Raw genomic sequence first — 18493 nt, forward strand, 5'->3', positions numbered from 1 at the left:
TAAGCTTATTTCTCCAGCAGACGAATACCATCGCTGTCGATGCTGATCAAACGCTGCTTATAGAGACCGCCGATGGCCTTCTTAAACGCTGCCTTACTCATGCCAAACAGTTTTTTAATTTCATCCGGTGACGACTTATCGTGTACCGAAAGATGACCGCTGTTTTTTTCCAGCGCCGATAAAATCATACGGCTGTATTTATCGCGGGTTTCCTGGCCGCCGGCAAAGGTCAGGTTGATGCGGCCATCGGGACGCACATCTTTGATAAAGGCGACCTTCTTATCGCCAAAGCTTAAGCGTTCGAACACATCGGCATTGTGGAACAAGCCCAAGATGTGATTGTTAATAATGGCGCGATAACCGAGGTCGGTGGTGTTGGCAATAATCACGTTGACCTTTTGCTTGGCCTTATAACGATGTTTTTGGTCATCGAGGATAAATTTATCGATCTTCGATGACGCGGTAATGCGGCCGTGAATACGATCGAGGTAAAGGTAGACGAGGTAGGACTTACCGACTTCCATCGGGCGATGCTGCTCGCCGAAGGGGACTAATACATCCTTATCGAGACCCCAATCCAAAAAAGCGCCAACATCGTTACAGTCAACCACGTTTAAATAGGCAAACTCACCCAGTTGAGCGCGGGGCTTCTGGGTGGTGGCGATGTAACGGTCCTTAGAGTCGAGGTAGATAAACACATCGAGCTTGTCACCGGCGACAGTCTTCTCACGCAGGTAGCGGTTGGGTACCAGTACTTCGCCCAGCTCTTTAGCATCAACATAAACACCGAATTCGACGACTTTAACGACGTCTAGGGTGTAGGAACGACCGACTCTGATCATGGATAACCTCAAAATATTGTGCGCGAAGGAGATGGCAAGGGTTGCAGCGCGGCATTATACACGCAGAGTATAGCTTGGCGAAATAATGATGGTATCGCCCTCTGTCGCCAGAAACAAAAAAGCCGACGCATGGGGGCGCCGGCTTTTGTTAACGCGTAAGGTTTAGCAAATTTCTAATGTCACGGCCAAACCTTCACCGCCACCGATGCACAGTGAGGCAACACCCTTACTCTTGCCGGCTTTCTTCAAGGCGTGGATCAGGGTTAGGATGATGCGTGAACCGGTAGAGCCAACAGGGTGACCCTGGGCGCAGGCGCCGCCGTTGACGTTAACGGTTGCTGGGTCGAGGCCGAGTTCCTTGGTTGCCAACATGGTCACCATGGCAAAGGCTTCGTTGATTTCCCACAGGTCGACATCGGCAGTTGACCAGCCGGCCTTGGCCAGGGCTTTCTCAATCGCACCGATGGGGGCTGTGGTAAATAACGCCGGCTCGTGTGAATTACGGGCGTGGGAGAGAATACGAGCCAGTGGCTTCAGACCGCGGGCCTGGGCCTCAGACTCAGACATCATCAACAGCGCAGAGGCGCCGTCGGAAATAGACGAGGCATTGGCGGCGGTAATGGTACCGTCTTTGGCAAAGGCAGGGCGCAGTTGCGGGATTTTATCCAGCTTGGCCTTGGGTGGCTGCTCATCTTGGCTGATGGTGGTCTCGCCACGGCGGCTCTTGAGTACGACAGGTACAATTTCATCGTTCAACGCGCCGCTTTCGATGGCGGCGGTGGCACGCTGAAGTGATTGAATGGCAAAGGCATCCATCTCTTCGCGGCTGAGGTTGTTATCGTCGGCGGTTTGCTGAGCAAAGCTACCCATTAGGCGGCCAGTAAAGGCGTCCTGAAGACCATCGAAGAACATGTGGTCTTCCAAAGACCTGGCACCGGTGCCAACACCGCCACGGGCGCCATTGACTATGTGAGGAGCATTGGACATGGATTCCATACCGCCGGCGATGGCAACTTTACAGGTGCCGGCCTTGATTGAATCGTGGGCGAAAATAGTGGCCTGCATGCCTGAACCACACAGTTTGTTGATGGTGACTGCACCAGCAGTATCGGGAATGCCAGCGGTGATCGCGGCCTGACGTGCAGGTGCCTGCTTGAGACCGGCGGGTAATACACAGCCCATATAGACTTCTTCGATGTCGGCCGCTGCAATGTTACCGCGCTCGATAGTGGCTTTGATTGCAGTGGTGCCCAGGTCGACAGCGTTGGTGCTGCTTAATTCGCCGAGTAATCCACCCATTGGGGTGCGGGCGCCAGAGACGATAACTACTGAGTCAGACATAAGGAGATTCCTATACAAGGTTGGCTGCGTCAGCAGCTTATTAGTCGCTAGCCGAAGACGGCTTATTTTGAGCCACATTTAGCCACAGTCAATACCGCGATACAAGGGCGATAAGGCGTTGCCGATCAGATCTGCGATTTAGTTTTTGAATGGCCAATATTGTTGTTTGTGATATTGCCTGCAGCGCCCATAATCGCTAGCGATGACAAAAGTTGACGGTGAGTACTTTTTCGTAGGTATTACTGTAATGCTTTGGTGGTAAACCCCTATTTTCTTACCGCTGTTGTTTGTTTATAATCGCCGCAAATTGAATATCAGCGACCAAAGAGACGTCACTATGAGCCGTTTTACCAACCGAATGAATGCCATGCTAGAGCAGCAAACTCACCGTATTGCGAGCTTTAAAGATGATAAAACAGGCCTGGTTGTTTTGGCAGTGATTGCAGGTTTCACCTTACTATAGTGCTGACCGTGCTGTCTTTTGGTTGTTTATACCCCCTAGTCAGCGAGGCTAAACAGCTTCCCTCGGACGGCGTCCCTGTACTGCTTCGGCGTCTGCCCAAGTAATTTCTTCACCAGTCGCGAAAAGTGGCTGGCATCTTGATAGCCTACTTGGTAGGCAATCTCTGCAACGGCGAGATTACTGTCTCTCAGTAAATCCTTGGCCACCCTCAGGCGTTGTTGCGCTAAATATTCCCCCGGTGTTAATTGCGTTGCAGCCTTGAAGCGGCGGTTGAAACTGCGCACGGTTAATTCGCAGATATCGGCTAATTTTTGACTGTTTAGCGGCTGGCGATAATTGTCCTGCAGCCATTGCTGGGCCTGAATAATGGCCTCATCGCCATGGCTGCTGACTTTGCCGGCGATAAAACTCTGTTCCTCGTAGCCTCGTCTGATCTCTGGCGAGAAGTGACTCTCAACCTCGCGGGCAATATCGGCGCTATAAAACTGCTCGATAAAATAAATCATCAAATCTGCCACCGAGTTGACGCTGCCGACGCAGTACAGGTTGTCTGAGCGCGTAATCAGGTGTTGCCGCTGTAACTTCACCGCGGGGTAGTGTTCGGCAAAGGCATCCATAAAATACCAGTGGGTGGTAGCCGGCTTATTATCGAGCAGGCCGGCGGCGGCGAGAAAACAACTGCTGGTGCCCACCGACAAAATTTGAGTATTACTGGCGTTGGCTTTTTTTAGCAGCTGGGTGATTTCGCTGTGACGTCGCACCACCGGAATAGGGTTGCGCCATAGCGCAGGCAAAATCATTAAATCGATATCATCAAGTTGTTGATAAGTACAGCTGGGTTGGATGGCCACCCCGCCGCTGTGATTGACTGCGCCGCCAGCACCGGCAAACCGAAGGGTCAGCTGAGTGGCCGGGCCTTTTCGGCTACGATTAAAGTTATCGGCAGCCGATAGCATTTCCGCCGGTAGACTGAGGCTGCTGGCCAGTGCGTGTTCATACAGCAAAATTGCGATATTGAGTGTTTTCATAGGCTTAGTATAAAACGATTTGGCCAAATTGGCCATAATGATGTCCAAATGCGCATAAGTCTATCGTCGACACCGGCGTACACTAGCGGCAATCATTTATGGGGTTGGCCGTTTTTTTGGCTGCGCTCCGGCTCGCACGCAGTTTACAAGGATTTATTATGTTATCGCTCCCTATTATTGTTGGCTTTGGTGGTATTAATTCGTCGGGCCGCAGCTCAGGTCACCACGGTTATGCGCGCACTGTTTTTGATGCGCTGCCGGCGGATCAACAGCAGCTGACAGTCGACAGCCTAAAGCAACTAATGGGTCAGGAGTTGAGTCGTGATGAGGTGCTGGCCAATACCTTGATTCGTCGTATTGAGGCGGCGTACTTCGACGCCGATGCGGTGTCGTGGAATAAAAAATTACCGCTGACACCCAGTGAGACAATTCGCTTTACCGTCACCGCTCGCAATATGCCGTCGGTGGTGCCTGAGGGCTGGACTGTCAACCCGATTGATGGCAAGAATGTTGAGGTTGTTATCAATGATCCTGTCGATATGTTAGTGCGTGATTATATGGAGGCCAAGGTTAAGGCCGCAGGACAGTTGCCGAGTGGTTTTGAGCCAGGCAAGTTGTACCAATCGCGCAATCACCCCCGCGGTTTGCAGATGACTATTTTTGCCGCCAGCGATGCGCTGGGTAATATGGGCTTGGATTGGCAGCAATTACAGCAGCAGATTCCCGCTGACCAAATCAGTGTTTATGCCGGCAGCGCCATGGGCCAGCTCGACTCAACCGGTCATGGCGGTATGCTGAATTCCCGCGCTCTTGGCAAGCGGGTGACCTCCAAGCAGTGTGCCCTGGGCTTTGCCGAGATGCCGGCGGACTTTGTCAACGCTTATGTGCTTGGCAGTATGGGCTCTACCGGCACGTCTATGGGAGCGTGTGCATCGTTTCTCTATAACCTTCGCCATGGTATCGATGATATTCGCAACGGCCATACTCGCATTGCAATCATCGGTAACAGTGAGGCTCCGATCAATGCTGAAATCATGGAGGGTTATGCCGCCATGGGGGCGTTGGCCAGCGATGAGGAATTACTGGCCCTTGATGCCGCTAAGGCACTGGCAGACCCCGATTACCGCCGCGCCTGTCGCCCGTTTGCTGAAAACTGTGGCTTTACCATTGCCGAGTCGGCGCAGTTTATTATTTTGATGGACGATAAGCTGGTTATGGAGACCGGAGCCTCAATTCATGCCGCTGTCGGCGACGTTTTCGTCAATGCCGATGGCCACAAAAAATCGATCTCAGCCCCCGGTGTCGGCAACTATATCACCGTCGCTAAGGCCGTGGGTTCGGCCAAGGGTATTGTCGGTGCCGAGTCCATTGCTCAGCGCAGTTATGTTCACGCCCATGGTACCGGCACCCCCAAGAATCGAGAAACCGAATCGCATATTTTGAATGAGACTGCCAAGGCCTTCGACATTGCCCAGTGGCCAGTGGCGGCGGTGAAATGTTATTTAGGTCACAGCATCGGTGTCGCTTCTGGCGACCAGATTGTCAGCGCCCTGGGCGTATGGCAGCACGGTATTATTCCCGGCATCGCCACCATCGATAGGGTGGCCGACGATGTTCATCACAGCCACCTCGATATCAGCCCAGAGCATAAGAGTGTCGGTGTCGAGGCAATGGATGTGACCTTTATCAATGCCAAGGGCTTTGGCGGTAATAATGCCACCGGCTATCTGTTGGCCCCCCATGTGGCTAAGCGTATGCTGGCCAAGCGTTACACCGCCGATGAGATGGCGAGTTACCAGCAGAAGAACCTTGCCGTCGTCGCTGCGGCGGCAGCGTTTGACCGTAAAAACAGTGCAGGGGAACACGCGCCACAATACTTTTTTGATCACCAGGTGCGCGATGATCAGCATATTCAGCTGACCGCAAATGAGATTACCGTGGCGGGCTATCACCAGCCCATCAGTCTCGATATCGCCAACCCCTATGCCGATATGTCGTAGAGTCGGCAGCAAAATAGTTGCGTAGGTTTCACCCTTAGTAGCTGAATTGTGATGAGCATTCACGCTATAGTAGAGCCGTTAGCCCAAAACTGGGTTAGCGGCTTTATTGTTTTAGGGTAAGTTTTCAGGGTAAGAATAAAACGCATGTCAAAGACCTTTTCACTCAACATCGACGGCCTACCAGCACCGGCGGCGATGTATGTTCACCAGCAACATACCGATACTCAAGTCTCTCGTCGTATTATGGCCGAGGGCGTATGGGAACCCTATGAAACGGCGTTGATTGTCGAGCGCTTAAAACAGGGTGATACCTTTGTCGATGTCGGTGCCAATATTGGTTACTACTCGGTGATTGCGTCACAGTTGGTTGGCCCTCAAGGGCGAGTATTTAGTTTCGAACCCGAGCCGGATAACTTCGCTCTGCTGCAGGCCAATGCGGCGCTGTGTACCGAGCCGAATATTACCCCGGTCAATGCGGCATTGGCGGCTCAGCCGGGTCAGGGTTTTTTGTATTTGAACACTGAAAACCGTGGCGATCACCAGATTTATGACGATGGTGGCGGACGTCAGAAGACGGCGATTGAATTAGTCCACGGTGATAGTTTTTTTCAGGATGTATCGGCAGAAACCACTATCGATATTCTTAAGGTGGATACCCAGGGTGCTGAAATAGCGGTATTAACAGGGCTGGATCAAACGGTTAGAAACAGTCTGGATAAGATTACGCTGATTATCGAATTTTGGCCTCGGGGGCTGCGTAACTCAGGCGGCAATGCCGATGACTTATTAGACTGGATGGTCTCGCTCAATCTACCGCTCTACAATATTGACCACATTCATCATCAGTTGGTGCCGATAACCGAGGCTGAACTGCGTTCATGGATCAACTTACTCAACGATTACCCCGATGATGATGGTTTTTTTAATTTATTACTCGGCAGTTAAATAACAATTATTGCAGCAGTGACGATGACCAAAACAACCTCAGTAGACACAGAAATTATCGCCGACGGGCTGACCTTCCCCGAGGCCCCGCGCTGGCATAATAACAGCCTGTATTTTTCAGATTTTCACAGCAATACCGTCTATCGCTGGCAGCAGGGCAAACTCTCTGAGTTTTTGCAGGTTGACGGCAAGCCGGCCGGCCTATCGTGGCTGGCTGATGGTAAATTGTTAGTAATATCGATGGAGCACAAACAGCTGCTCAGCTTCGATGGCGATAAAACCACGGTTGTGGCGGATTTGTCGGCACTGGCAGCGGGCATTTGTAATGATATGGTGACCACGCAGTCAGGCTACAGTTACATCGGTAACTTTGGCTTTCAGGTTGGCGAAGAACCGGTCGCGACGCAGCTTATTGGCGTCAACAGTGATGGCGAATGCTGCCACGTTGCCGATCAGATGATGTTCCCAAACGGTAGTGTGATTCTCAATCAGGGACGGACACTGATTGTGGCGGAGACCTTGGCCTGCTGTTTAACGGCCTTTGATATCGGCCCCGATGGCAGCTTAAGCAATCGTCGCGTATGGGCCGACTTAAACGGCGTCATGCCCGATGGTATTTGTATCGATCACCAGCAGGGTGTATGGGTGGCGACGGTCGATGCTTTTGTGCTGCGTGTGGTTGAGGGGGGAGAGGTTACCGACCGTATCAATTTGAGTCAGGCAAGCTTTGCCTGTGTGCTGGATGACGACGAGGATTATCTCTATATTTGTACCAGTGCCGATATTGATGAGGCGGCCTGCCAGCAGAATCGTAGCGGTAGAATAGAGCGCATCCGAGTGGGATAGCGGGATAATCGCGGACGAAAAAAAGGCTGTAGAGCTCAGCTCGACCGCCTTTTTTTCGTGACTAGGCAATTACTGCGGCGTCACTTCGTCGGCCTGAAGACCCTTGGGGCCTTCGGTTACGATGAAACTGACGGTTTGGCCTTCCGTCAATGTGCGACGGCCATCGCCGTTGATTGAACGGTAGTGAACAAAAATATCTGGGCCGCTTTGCTGCTCAATAAAGCCAAAGCCTTTCTCATCGTTAAACCACTTTACAGTACCGGTGACGGTGTTAGACATATCCAAAAATCCTATAACATTATTCGTTGTGGCCAAGCGGCCTAGTAATTGAAAACTAAGTAACACTGAATGACCGACATAACGAATGACAACAGGCGTTTCGTATTGTTTGAGCTATCTATGCAAACTTATATTTCCAGTAATTACTATATACAGCTGATTACTCTTGTCCAACCGTTTTTAATGAATTTTTAGTGACAGAGCAATGTTTTGTAACGCTTTTTTGTTCTGTTACTCGATATCAGTGTTAACATTAAAGCCGTGAATACTCTTTTTAAGCCAGGGCTGGTCTATGCAACGCCACATACTGCTTCTCTATCGTCTGCTGTTTATTGCCGTTATTGTTTTGGTGATACAACAGTCATTGACACCGCTGCCGGCAAAGGTGTTTATCGATAGCTGGGATAAAGCTCTCCATATAGCGGCTTGGTTTGTCGTCAGTCTCACAGGGTATTTGGCCTATGGCTATTTATCTCGGCGGCGCTTGCTGTTGTTGTGGGTGTTTGTCTTCTCTGTGGTAGTAGAGTTGGGGCAGCTCTGTGTTGCCGGTCGTTTCTTTTCACTGTTTGATCTTGTTGCTAACGCTATTGGTTGTTTGTCGGCATGGGCTGTTATTTCCATGCTAGAGCGGTTTGTTCCCTTGCTCTGGCAGTATCGCCTGACCGGGCTACGACAAGAAAAAACCTAATTCTATTTCCCTTCTGTAATCAATACTTATCAAATACAGAATATAAAATCTGTATGTAATAGCTAAATGACAGCCTAAACAGCCCTCTTAAGGGGGTGGTTTATTGAATAAAGTGGTCTATTATTTTTTCTCACAAGCGGTATAAAAAAGAGCATTTCTAGGAAGAGATGCATAGCTGTATTTTAGGGAAGGGAAGCGATAATGACTTTAACTATGAGTCATTCTGCTGTAACTGCAGTTTTACTTGCCAAGCCAAGTATTTATGCAGATTCGGTGCTGTCGAACATCGAGTTTGGTCATAATATTAGCAGCCAGCGGAAGAATATAGACGACTGCCACCGGTTTCGTTTTGCCACGGAATCCACGCTGTATGTGATTAATATTGGCGATTATGATTACGATGCCATCGAATCCTGCCTGTGGACACTTCAGGCTACGGACGACAGCCTGTTGGTGGCTTTGACCAATGCTCCCAGCGACAATAGTTTTTTCTACCTGTTGAATTGCCCTATTGTTAAAGGTTTTTTTCATTGTGCGGACAGCCAAGATATTATCGACCGTGGATTAGCTAAAATCCTTGCCGGTGAGTTGTGGTTTTCGCGTCGTTATCTCGATTGGCGCCTCAACTTATTACGCTCTAAAACAGTTCAGGCAACGAAGAAAGAGAGCGTGCTGACCTGCCGTGAACGTCAAATCTTGGCGCTGTTAGCTCAGGGTAAAAGCAATAACGATATCGCCGAAGACCTTTACCTCAGTAGTCATACTGTGCGAACCCATCTGTATAATTTATATAAGAAAATTTCCGTTAAAAACCGCGGCCAGGCGATACATTGGTTTGCTCGGCAAAATAACTGTGGCGGTGATGAGTATGCTCGACACTAACCGGTGGTTGTTTTTTTCGGTCATGTTGATGGCCGCCGCTACGGTGACCGCTGTCGAGCCCGATGAGAAAGAGGCGCTGAAAGGTAATGATGCCATTATCGATGACTTCGGCGGCATTATTATTAACCGCACCATTACCACCGCCGGTCATCGATTCTACCGACAGTTAACAGACTACCGCCGTCTAAATTACCCGGAGGATCCGCATAATTTCACAGTATTTGAACGTCCGTCGGCTCGCTGGGGCAGCTTGGTGTGGATAGAATATAACGGCAAAACACTGTTTAGAACCTTTATGAACCCCGGCAAAAGCCAGCCTGAGGAAGTGGCTATGCAGGCTGCTCAGCAGATAACTCGGGAGTTTCAGAAGATACAGTTGAATGAAAAATTCTCCGATCATTTTGATTTAGATTACGATGAATTTAAATAGAGGAGCTAACAGGGAATGTTTATAAAATTATTTATTTTAATCTTTGTGCTGTTGTTTACAGGGCGTGTTTTCTCGGGGCAACTGATTTATCAGCCGGTGAACCCTAGTTTTGGCGGCAGCCCAATTAATTCGAGTTACCTTCTCGATACTGCCAATGCACAAAATAAGCATAAAGACCCCGATGCCAGAGAGTATGAGGAACCTTCTAAATTAGAACGTTTTACCACCTCGCTGGAACAACGATTACTGAATGATTTGTTGAATAACGGTGAGGGGGGGACGTTGCAAACCGATGATTTTTTTATTGAGGTAGACGACAGTGATGGCGTATTAGAAGTGGATATTAGAGACCGTCTCACCGGTGAAACGTCGGAGATTATTGTCGATAGTCTGACTGAATGAGTATGCATTTTGTTGTATAAAGCCGTGTAATCTTTTGGCTAAGGAGTGGCCACATGAAGACAGCATTAATAATCATTTTTGTGGTTGTCTTATCGGCATGTAATACCGTCGAGACTTACTACGTCAGTGGGCCTGATCGTGCGGAGTTAGCGACGGCGACGGCAACCTACAAAGAGCTTGTATCCCTGCCTGAACCCCGGGGGCGCATTGTTGCCTCAGTTTATAGTTTTCGAGATCAAACAGGGCAATACCGCTCCTATCCCTCAAGTTCATTCTCCACCGCAGTCACTCAAGGCGGGGCAGCGATGCTGGCCAAGGCATTGCATGACTCCAATTGGTTTATTACCTTGGAGCGAGAAGGCTTACAGAATCTATTAACAGAGCGAAAAATCATACGCGCCGCGCAGCGTAAGCCCAATGCACCGTCTAATAATAGCGATTATTTACCCTCATTAGTCGCCGCCAATGTGTTGATGGAGGGGGGGATTATCGCCTATGAAAGCAATGTACAAACCGGTGGTGTAGGGGCTCGCTATCTCGGTATCGGTGGCGATCAAAAATACCAGGTTGATCAGGTCACGATCAATTTGCGATTGATCGATATACGCAGCGGCCAGGTGCTCAATAATGTCTCTACTTCTAAGACTATTCTTTCGACAGAGCTGCAGGCCGGTGTGTTCAAGTTTATCGAATATCAGGAACTGCTGGAGGCGGAGATCGGTGTGACGGTCAACGAGCCTGCCCAGCTGTGCGTGCAGGCCGCCATCGAGGCCGCGGTTATCCATATCATTGCCCAGGGCGTACAGCGCAACCAGTGGCAGCTTAAAAACCCTAATGATTGGCCGGAGAGTACGCTGGCAACCTATCTAATGCAGCAGTATGAACATCGACAGCCTGTGGTCGACGACCATGAGCCTCACATTTATAAAAGAAAATAAGGTGGTGAGTGAGCCCGCAAAAAATTGCGCTGATAGCAGAAAATAATCACGCTTTTGGTGCAAGATTAATATTTTCGTCGTATATAAAAAATACCGATTTCGACAATACTTAATGTACACACAATCATTAGTATCGGTGATACGATGAAACCTATTATTCATGGAAGATTAATACGGGCGGTTTTTTTAATCCTATCCTTTGGGGTTATTTCCAGCTCGGCTCTGGCGCAGGATATTGACTGGTTCGATGAACTCGAGCCGCTGTTGACGCCTCCCCCCGTCGTACAAAACAGCCCCTCGATTGCCACCTCTTCAGCATCCACAATCAAGCAAGTTGGTGACGGCAATAATGCGCAAACACGCCAGGTTGGCGATAACTTGGCCGAGACTGAGCAGACGGGTAACGGTAACGACTCATTTCTCGCCCAGTTCGGCATCAACAATACGGCCTCGGTGAATCAGACCGGCAGTGCCAATGCTGCGGCGGGTTTTCAGCTCGGTGTGGGCAACTCGCTGGAGGTCAATCAACAGGGATATTACCTCTATGGAGCCGGCATTCAGCTGGGGTACAACAATGAACTTGAAATCAATCAGCAGGGAGCCGCCAGTGGCGTCTTAGCAGTGCAGGTGGGCAATAATAATGAAACTGTTGTCAACCAAAATGGTGTTGGCAACCTGACCATTGTGGAAACCTATGCCTCTGACAGAAAGGTTGAGGTGAATACCAATACAAATTTTAAAGTGTTAGTCGTCCGTCATTACAATTAAGCAAGGAGGTGTCAAGGCAGCAATGAGTGTTGTTTGTTTGAAGACTAAAACATAACGCTTTGGCGTTAAAGGGAATGCATATAAAAATGCACATAAAGAGTCGTTAAAATCTTGGAAATCAAAAGGAATTTATTATGTTTAAGTTAACTCCAATCGCAGTCTCGTTACTGCTAGTTTCAACTGCATCGTTCGCCGGTGGCAGAACAGCAACTATCACTCAACTAGGCGATGCCAACACGGGTGGCGTGACACAAACAGGTTCTGACGTCGGGCTAAACTTTGCCACCGGTACGATATTTCAGCTGGGTGATGGCAACAGTATGCAGATTACTCAGGATACTGGTACAGACCTTCCAACCTTACTCAATGCGAATTCAACGCAAGTGGGTACCGGTAATGGCGGCTCTATTACGCAAACGAATACCCTCGGTATTGATAATGCGTTAGTGGTTGTCGAGGGTGATAACAATACCAGTACCATTGTACAGTCAGGTGCAGTAATCGGTAATGGTGCGGGGATATTTACCGTGGGCGGCAGCCAGAACTCCACCGCCACGATTAATCAAAGCGGTGTGCTTGCGCTCAATGCTGCAGTCATTACGCAAGTGGGTACCGATGGCTCAAATAGTAGTATTACGCAGACGGGTATAGCTGCAATCAACGTGGCCGCTATTGCTGAAGTCGGTGGTAATGGGACGAGCAGCGCCGATATTATGCAGTCAGGCACAGTGGTTGCCAATGCTGCAGCGATTGCGCAAAATAATGCGATAAACTCCAGTGCCTCGGTGACCCAAGGTGGTAGTGAGACGGCTAATGCGGGTATTATTTTCCAGCTAAACTCTGATGGCGATTCGGCCAGCATTAATCAGGGCGGCTTCCGTGGTGCCAAGGCTGGGTGGGTTTTGCAGTCCAATACCCAAAACGGCTCGGGTAATATCAATCAGAACACCTCTGGCCCTGGCCAGTTGCAAGTCGCGACGATTAATCAAAACAACGGTCAGTTCATGTTAGCTGATGTCTCTCAAACCGGAGCCGGCGCGGGTTTATTAAATGCATCGGTAAATCAAAGCAATTCCTACGGCGTCTATGCCGGCGTACAGCAAACAGGTGCGAACTTGAATGCCAATGTCGAGCAGCATTATAGTGCCTTTGATGCCTCGTTCATCAACCAGAATGGTGAGAACATGAATGCCTATACCACCCAGGTGGGTACGGCCTTGGCTATTGCTGCCATTGATCAGACTGGTGAGAATAACAATGCGGCGATATTGCAGGCATTAGGCGTGGCTGATATAGCCGCTATTGATCAATCAGGTTCAGGCCATAATGCCTTTATAGGCCAGGTTCTAGCCGGCGGTAACTCTGCTGTTATTGATCAAGATGGTACCAACCAGACCGCTGCGGTTGTACAGGCGGGCTTGTTAAATGCCTCGACTGTGACTCAGAATGGTGACGGGTCTCTTGGCCTAGTGGCTCAGTTTGGTAATGGTAATGGTGTGAATACCGCCAATATAACCCAGTGGGGTAGCAATAACTTTGCTGCAGAATTGCAGGTGGGTGGTGGCAACACCGCAAATATCATGCAAGGTAATCCATAGCGGGTTACGTAGAGTCTGGCCCTATGTTTGGGGTTAGGCTCTCTTTCTTTCACTTTTGATATTCTTCATGAATGCGATAAAGACTCTTTCCTTAACGGTGTTCCTAGCAATAGGCGCGCCGCTTTTTGCTATGGATAAAGTAAAATCGTCTATTAAAATAGACTATCAAGGCCGCCATGCGATGACACTTCGTGGTCAAGTCTTTTCTAACGCTGATGCAAAGCTGCGGTACCGCTTGGCCGTGGAACGGCGCAATAATGGCAACCGTGCCAGCATGCAGCAGAGCGGGCAGTTAATCATTAAATCGGGTGAAACCCTTGCGACATCGACGATGAGCACTAACTTCGAAAAGGGTGATCAATGGAATATCATCTTGACCGTCTATGATGAGGCCAATAATCAGCTCGATCAGGTGATTTGTAAAAGTCTCGATAAGTGTCGATAAATGTCGCTGGCACAAACGAGCGCTAACAGTGATTTGACTTTGTAATAGTGTTACGGGAGGCAATCGGGTGGGTGACGGGGTCGGCCGACTGCCGACCCCGAACAGGGGTTAGATACCCTGCGACTTCAGATAATCTTCGTAGTTGCCGTGGAAATCGACAATCTCGTTGTCTTTTATCTCGATTATACGGGTGGCCAGTGACGAGACGAACTCGCGGTCGTGGCTGACGAACAACAAGGTGCCGGGGTAGTTCTCTAACGCTAAGTTTAGCGATTCGATACATTCCATATCCATGTGGTTGGTCGGCTCATCCATCAGTAGGACGTTGTTGTCCTCCATCATCATCTTTCCGAACAACAGGCGACCCTGTTCACCACCGGAGCAAACCTGAACGTCCTTTTTCTGGGTTTCGGCGTTAAAAAGCAGGCGGCCTAGGGTGGCGCGAACGATCTGGTCGTCGTGGTGCTCTTGGCGCCAGTAGCTCATCCAATCGAACAGCGATTCCGGCTTGGGGAAGTCGCGGGCGTGATCCTGCGCGTAGTAGCCGACCTGGGCGTTCTCGGCCCATTTGTAGCCACCCTCGCTGGGTGTTAACTCGTTCATCAAACATTTTAACAGTGTCGTCTTACCGACACCGTTGGCGCCGATGATGGCGATGCGCTCGCCGGCTTCAACCATCAGGTCGGAGTTTTTGAACAGCAGCTCGCCATCATCGAAACCGTGGCCCAGGCCCTTTACTTCCAGTGCCAGACGGTGCAGTTTCTTCTCTTGGTTGAAGATAATGTACGGGTTTACTCGTGTCGATGGCTTGATGTCGTCGAGTTCAATCTTCTCTAAGCGCTTGGCCCGTGAGGTCGCCTGCTTGGCCTTGGAGGCATTGGCGCTGAAGCGGCTAACAAATTGCTTCAGCTCGGCCATCTCGGCCTTCTTCTTGTTGTTCTCGTTCTGCATGCGCTCACGGGCCTGGGTCGAGGCAAACATGAAGTCGTCATAGTTACCCGGGTACAGCTTGATGGTGCCGTAATCGATATCGGCCATGTGGGTACAGATAGCGTTCAAGAAATGGCGATCGTGCGAGATGATAATCATGGTGCACTTGTAGCTGTCTAAGACACCTTCCAACCAGCGGATAGTATTGATATCTAAGTTGTTGGTGGGTTCGTCAAGTAGCAGAATGTCTGGATCAGAAAACAGTGCCTGGGCTAATAAGACACGGACTTTCAAGCCGGGAGCAACCTCGCTCATTGGTCCCCAGTGTAAATCGGTATCGATACCGGCACCGATGAGCAGTTCACCGGCGCGACTCTCGGCGGTATAACCGTCCATCTCAGCAAATTGAGATTCGAGCTCGCCCACCTTCATGCCGTCTTCTTCGCTCATCTCTGGCAGTGAGTAGATGCGGTCGCGTTCAACCTTGATGTCCCACAGCTCTTTATTACCCATCATCACGGTGTCGAGAACGGAGAACTCTTCGAAGGCGAATTGATCCTGATGCAGCCTGCCGACACGCTCGTTAGGCGTGATACTGACGTTGCCGGCGGTGGGCTCAAGCGAGCCGTCGAGAATCTTCATAAACGTCGACTTACCGCAGCCATTGGCGCCAATTAAGCCATAACGGTTGCCCTCGCCGAATTTAACAGAGATGTTTTCAAACAGCGGCTTGGTGCCGAATTGCATCGTGATGTTGGCTGTAGAGATCAAGGCGAGCATCCTAGGTTGTCGATGAGTAAAAATGGTTGGGTCAAAAATAGGGGCGCACTATACGTTTTTTTGCCGGTTTAAGCAAAAATAAAGTTGCCCTTCAGCCTGCCGCAGTGATGGTTATAGCCTCATTACGCGGCGCTGATGATCTGTTACAATTGGCCGATATTTTACTGTGAGCCGCCAGATGAACTACATACCGTTTGATGAATACAAGAAAGCCTGGGTTTTTCGCCATCGAGATCTGCCGGTCAGTGCCGAGGACTTGGCCGCTATTAAGCCGATGACACCGCAGCGTAGCAGCGAAGTGTGGGGGCTCAATATCAGTGAACTGAGTACTGAACCGGATCATTTTACCAACGGTGACTGGGCAGCGGCAAAAAAGACCTGGAAGGTCAATGATCGATGGCAGGAGGCTTGGGATAGCGAGGAGTCGACGTTGCCCGAGGCAGTGCTGGAAAACATCGACTGGGATGACAATACCGTGGTCTATTTTTGTTATGACTCTGATAATGTGATTGAGACCACCTGGGCGGTGTTTCAACGCTGTTGGAAGAATTTTTTGTTTTTCGACGACGGCCCGCTGCTGATCGGCCGCAAGCGTTTGCAGGTGGCTCAGTTTTTTCAGAATGGCAATGTACAAGTAGGCGAGCGAAAAGCCTAGGCGGTGATGCTGTCAGTGTGTTGGTTGGTGCGTGACGGCTTGATTTTGATAATCACTCTCAATAATATGCCCATGACTTATTGATTTATTTTATTCAGGTAGTGTTATGTCGGTCTTAAATGCCTTACTCCAGCGCAACTCAGCCCCTCGATTACAGGAGCCTGGCCCCAGCCCTGAACACTGTCAGCAGATGTTTCAAGCGGCACTGCGGGCGCCGGATCACGGTCGATTGCGCCCCTGGCGTTATCTCGTCATCGGCGGTGACGACAGAGCCAAGCTGGGCGAGATCTACGCCCAGGCCGAGCTCGCCCGTGACCCCAATGCCCCGACGGAGAAGCTCGAGCGGTTGCGCGGTCAGCCGTTGCGTGCGCCAATGGTGATTGTGGCCATTGTTAACCCCACAGAGAAAGACGGTGTGCCGCTGCAAGAGCAGGTCATCAGTGCCGGCTGTGGTGTCCACGGCCTGATGTTGGCGGCGGAGTCCTTCGGCTATGCCGGCGTCTGGCGTACCGGCCCAATGGCTACCAATGACACCGTCAACCAAGCGCTGGGCCTTGCCAGCCATGAGAGTATTGTTGGCTTTATCTATCTCGGTACCCGCATGGGTGAAGCGAAAAAATTACCCGACCTCAATACCGAGGATTTCGTCAGCCACTGGCAGGGCTGAGAGCTTTGAGGTAGCCTAGCCGCTTCCTGTTGTTTTGCGGTTAGGTGAGTCAGTGCAAGAGAAATCGTTAGTCGTTAAGGCCGCTCTTTGGATGTTGCTGGCGTTGAGCCAGTTTATGTTAATGGCTGTTGCCGGCCGAGAGCTGACCGCCAATCTTCCCATCAGCCAAATTCTGTTTGTTCGTAGCCTCATCGGGCTGCTGATTATTGCGTCTATTTTGACCTATGCTCGTGCCTGGCCACAGTTACATCGAGGCCAATTAGGCTGGCATATTCTGCGCAATAGCAGCCACTTCGCCGCTCAATATGGCTGGTTTTTTGGTCTTTCTATGATTCCTCTGGCCGAGGTGTTTGCCATCGAGTTTACCGTGCCGATCTGGACGGCTATTTTGGCGGTGCTGTTGCTCGGCGAAAAAATGACGCCGCCGCGACTGGTCGCCGTCGGCTTGGGTTTTATCGGTATGTTGGTGATACTGCGCCCGGGCATCGAGATTATCAGCCCTGCCGCGTTTGCGGTATTAATCAGTGCCGTCTTCTTTGGCCTCACCCATACCATTACCCGTAAATTAACCGCCGATAATAGCGCCCTGGCCATCTTGTTTTTCATGGTATTAGTGCAGGGCACGCTGTCATCGATACCGGCAATGATGCAGTGGCAGTCGGTTGAAAGCCTGGATGGGTTCTGGCTATTAGTCGTTGCCTGCACGGCTTTGTTGGCGCATTTTTCGATGACCAAGGCGCTGGTCTATGCCGATGTCACCGTGGTGGTGCCGATGGATTTTCTGCGTCTGCCGCTGATTGCCATCATCGGCTATATTTTTTATCAGGAGTCGATCGATATCTACTTGTTAGTCGGCGGCTTAATCATGCTCAGTGGCAACTTTTACAGTATGCGAGCGGAGAGTAAAAAAATGAAACGTGCCGGCAATGAATAAGCAACCTTATGCTATTCCTGCAGAGGCTGTTGAGCTTTGCTATGAAATTAAGAAAAGTAAATTCATTGCACGCGTAGCCTATGCCGGTAATCGCCAGCAGGCGATGGCGGTGCTTGAACAGGCCAGAATCGATTACCCCGACGCCCGCCACCACTGCTGGGCCTATTTATTGGGTGACCCGAAGCAGCCGACCTCACAGGCGTTTAGCGACGACGGCGAGCCCTCGGGCACGGCGGGCAAGCCGATTCTTAACGTGCTTAATCATCGCGGTATCGGCGATATTATCGTGGTGGTAATCCGCTATTTTGGCGGCATCAAACTGGGTGCTGGCGGTCTGGTCAGGGCGTATTCGACCTCGACCCAACAGGCGGTGGAAACCCTGCAGACCAAGACTCTGGTGCCGATGATTGAGCACCGTTTGCTCTGCGACTACGCCGGTGAGGCCGAGATTCGGCGTTGGCTGGAGGGGGCAGAAGGGCAGCTGGTGGATGTCGATTACGGTGGCGAGCTGCAGATGACCATCGCGTTGCCGCTGTCGATGGAGCACGCGCTGATAGACTTTGTGGCTGCCAGGGTGGCGGTGACGTTGTTGACGTCAGCAGATTAAACAACGTTTTGGTATTTCACCCCGT

At 50.4% G+C, this 18493-nt stretch carries 21 protein-coding genes; 16 read left to right on the forward strand and 5 right to left on the reverse strand.

Annotation, left to right across the window (positions count from 1 at the left end):
• Positions 1–5: 5 nt before the first annotated feature.
• Positions 6–842 (reverse strand): CvfB family protein, encoded by an 837-nt coding sequence (locus L9P87_RS13880; protein WP_237445344.1) that lies wholly within the window; start codon positions 840–842, stop codon positions 6–8.
• A gap of 162 nt (positions 843–1004) precedes the next feature.
• Complete coding sequence (locus L9P87_RS13885; protein ID WP_237445345.1) at positions 1005–2183, reverse strand: thiolase family protein; 1179 nt, start codon at positions 2181–2183, stop codon at positions 1005–1007.
• A 337-nt stretch (positions 2184–2520) separates the two neighbouring features.
• Between L9P87_RS13885 and L9P87_RS17875 the strand changes: the two genes are divergently transcribed.
• The gene (locus L9P87_RS17875; protein ID WP_290368514.1) at positions 2521–2646 is read left to right on the forward strand and encodes a hypothetical protein; all 126 of its coding nucleotides are present in this window, start codon (positions 2521–2523) and stop codon (positions 2644–2646) included.
• 35 nt (positions 2647–2681) lie between these two features.
• On the opposite strand, the gene L9P87_RS13890 is transcribed toward L9P87_RS17875, so the two are convergent.
• On the reverse strand, positions 2682–3710 hold the full coding sequence (locus tag L9P87_RS13890; protein WP_237445346.1) for a GlxA family transcriptional regulator: 1029 nt from the start codon (positions 3708–3710) through the stop codon (positions 2682–2684).
• A gap of 122 nt (positions 3711–3832) precedes the next feature.
• On the opposite strand from L9P87_RS13890, the gene L9P87_RS13895 reads away from it, so the two are divergent.
• From L9P87_RS13895 to L9P87_RS13905, 3 genes are all read left to right on the forward strand, one after another.
• Positions 3833–5674, forward strand: coding sequence for a beta-ketoacyl synthase (locus L9P87_RS13895; protein ID WP_237445347.1), 1842 nt, complete (start codon positions 3833–3835; stop codon positions 5672–5674).
• Between the two features lie 144 nt (positions 5675–5818).
• A complete protein-coding gene (locus L9P87_RS13900) occupies positions 5819–6619 on the forward strand; it encodes an FkbM family methyltransferase (protein WP_237445348.1) in 801 nt (266 codons plus the stop codon).
• A 24-nt stretch (positions 6620–6643) separates the two neighbouring features.
• Positions 6644–7465 carry an SMP-30/gluconolactonase/LRE family protein gene (locus tag L9P87_RS13905; RefSeq protein WP_237445349.1) on the forward strand — a complete coding sequence of 274 codons (822 nt, stop codon included), beginning with the start codon at positions 6644–6646 and terminating at the stop codon, positions 7463–7465.
• A gap of 69 nt (positions 7466–7534) precedes the next feature.
• On the opposite strand, the gene L9P87_RS13910 is transcribed toward L9P87_RS13905, so the two are convergent.
• Positions 7535–7744 carry a cold-shock protein gene (locus tag L9P87_RS13910; RefSeq protein ID WP_237445350.1) on the reverse strand — a complete coding sequence of 70 codons (210 nt, stop codon included), beginning with the start codon at positions 7742–7744 and terminating at the stop codon, positions 7535–7537.
• A gap of 292 nt (positions 7745–8036) precedes the next feature.
• Between L9P87_RS13910 and L9P87_RS13915 the strand changes: the two genes are divergently transcribed.
• From L9P87_RS13915 to csgH, 8 genes are all read left to right on the forward strand, one after another.
• On the forward strand, positions 8037–8432 hold the full coding sequence (locus L9P87_RS13915) for a VanZ family protein (RefSeq protein ID WP_237445351.1): 396 nt from the start codon (positions 8037–8039) through the stop codon (positions 8430–8432).
• A gap of 201 nt (positions 8433–8633) precedes the next feature.
• A complete protein-coding gene (locus tag L9P87_RS13920; RefSeq protein WP_237445352.1) occupies positions 8634–9314 on the forward strand; it encodes a LuxR C-terminal-related transcriptional regulator in 681 nt (226 codons plus the stop codon).
• The gene (locus L9P87_RS13925) at positions 9301–9744 is read left to right on the forward strand and encodes a curli production assembly/transport protein CsgE (RefSeq protein WP_237445353.1); all 444 of its coding nucleotides are present in this window, start codon (positions 9301–9303) and stop codon (positions 9742–9744) included. Before L9P87_RS13920 ends, L9P87_RS13925 begins: the two co-directional genes overlap by 14 nt.
• Before the next feature lie 15 nt (positions 9745–9759).
• Positions 9760–10146: a curli assembly protein CsgF gene (locus L9P87_RS13930; protein WP_237445354.1), complete on the forward strand. Its 387-nt coding sequence runs from the start codon at positions 9760–9762 to the stop codon at positions 10144–10146.
• 53 nt (positions 10147–10199) lie between these two features.
• Positions 10200–11084: a CsgG/HfaB family protein gene (locus L9P87_RS13935; protein ID WP_237445355.1), complete on the forward strand. Its 885-nt coding sequence runs from the start codon at positions 10200–10202 to the stop codon at positions 11082–11084.
• A 144-nt stretch (positions 11085–11228) separates the two neighbouring features.
• The gene (locus L9P87_RS13940) at positions 11229–11852 is read left to right on the forward strand and encodes a hypothetical protein (protein WP_237445356.1); all 624 of its coding nucleotides are present in this window, start codon (positions 11229–11231) and stop codon (positions 11850–11852) included.
• A gap of 134 nt (positions 11853–11986) precedes the next feature.
• Positions 11987–13450, forward strand: a complete 1464-nt coding sequence (locus L9P87_RS13945) for a beta strand repeat-containing protein (RefSeq protein ID WP_237445357.1) — start codon at positions 11987–11989, stop codon at positions 13448–13450.
• 130 nt (positions 13451–13580) lie between these two features.
• The gene (csgH, locus tag L9P87_RS13950; RefSeq protein WP_237445358.1) at positions 13581–13895 is read left to right on the forward strand and encodes a curli-like amyloid fiber formation chaperone CsgH; all 315 of its coding nucleotides are present in this window, start codon (positions 13581–13583) and stop codon (positions 13893–13895) included.
• 108 nt (positions 13896–14003) lie between these two features.
• Here csgH and L9P87_RS13955 read toward each other — a convergent pair whose 3' ends face one another.
• Positions 14004–15596 (reverse strand): ABC-F family ATPase, encoded by a 1593-nt coding sequence (locus L9P87_RS13955; protein WP_237445359.1) that lies wholly within the window; start codon positions 15594–15596, stop codon positions 14004–14006.
• A gap of 187 nt (positions 15597–15783) precedes the next feature.
• On the opposite strand from L9P87_RS13955, the gene L9P87_RS13960 reads away from it, so the two are divergent.
• From L9P87_RS13960 to L9P87_RS13975, 4 genes are all read left to right on the forward strand, one after another.
• On the forward strand, positions 15784–16260 hold the full coding sequence (locus L9P87_RS13960; RefSeq protein WP_237445360.1) for a DUF2947 domain-containing protein: 477 nt from the start codon (positions 15784–15786) through the stop codon (positions 16258–16260).
• 106 nt (positions 16261–16366) lie between these two features.
• On the forward strand, positions 16367–16927 hold the full coding sequence (locus L9P87_RS13965) for a nitroreductase family protein (protein ID WP_237445361.1): 561 nt from the start codon (positions 16367–16369) through the stop codon (positions 16925–16927).
• 52 nt (positions 16928–16979) lie between these two features.
• Entirely contained in the window at positions 16980–17861 is an 882-nt protein-coding gene (locus L9P87_RS13970; protein ID WP_237445362.1) for a DMT family transporter, read from the forward strand.
• Entirely contained in the window at positions 17854–18468 is a 615-nt protein-coding gene (locus L9P87_RS13975) for a YigZ family protein (protein ID WP_237445363.1), read from the forward strand. The genes L9P87_RS13970 and L9P87_RS13975 overlap by 8 nt, the downstream gene beginning before the upstream one ends.
• The last annotated feature ends 25 nt before the right edge of the window (positions 18469–18493 follow it).

This window comes from Sinobacterium norvegicum (assembly GCF_923077115.1).
GTDB lineage: Bacteria > Pseudomonadota > Gammaproteobacteria > Pseudomonadales > Sinobacteriaceae > Sinobacterium > Sinobacterium norvegicum.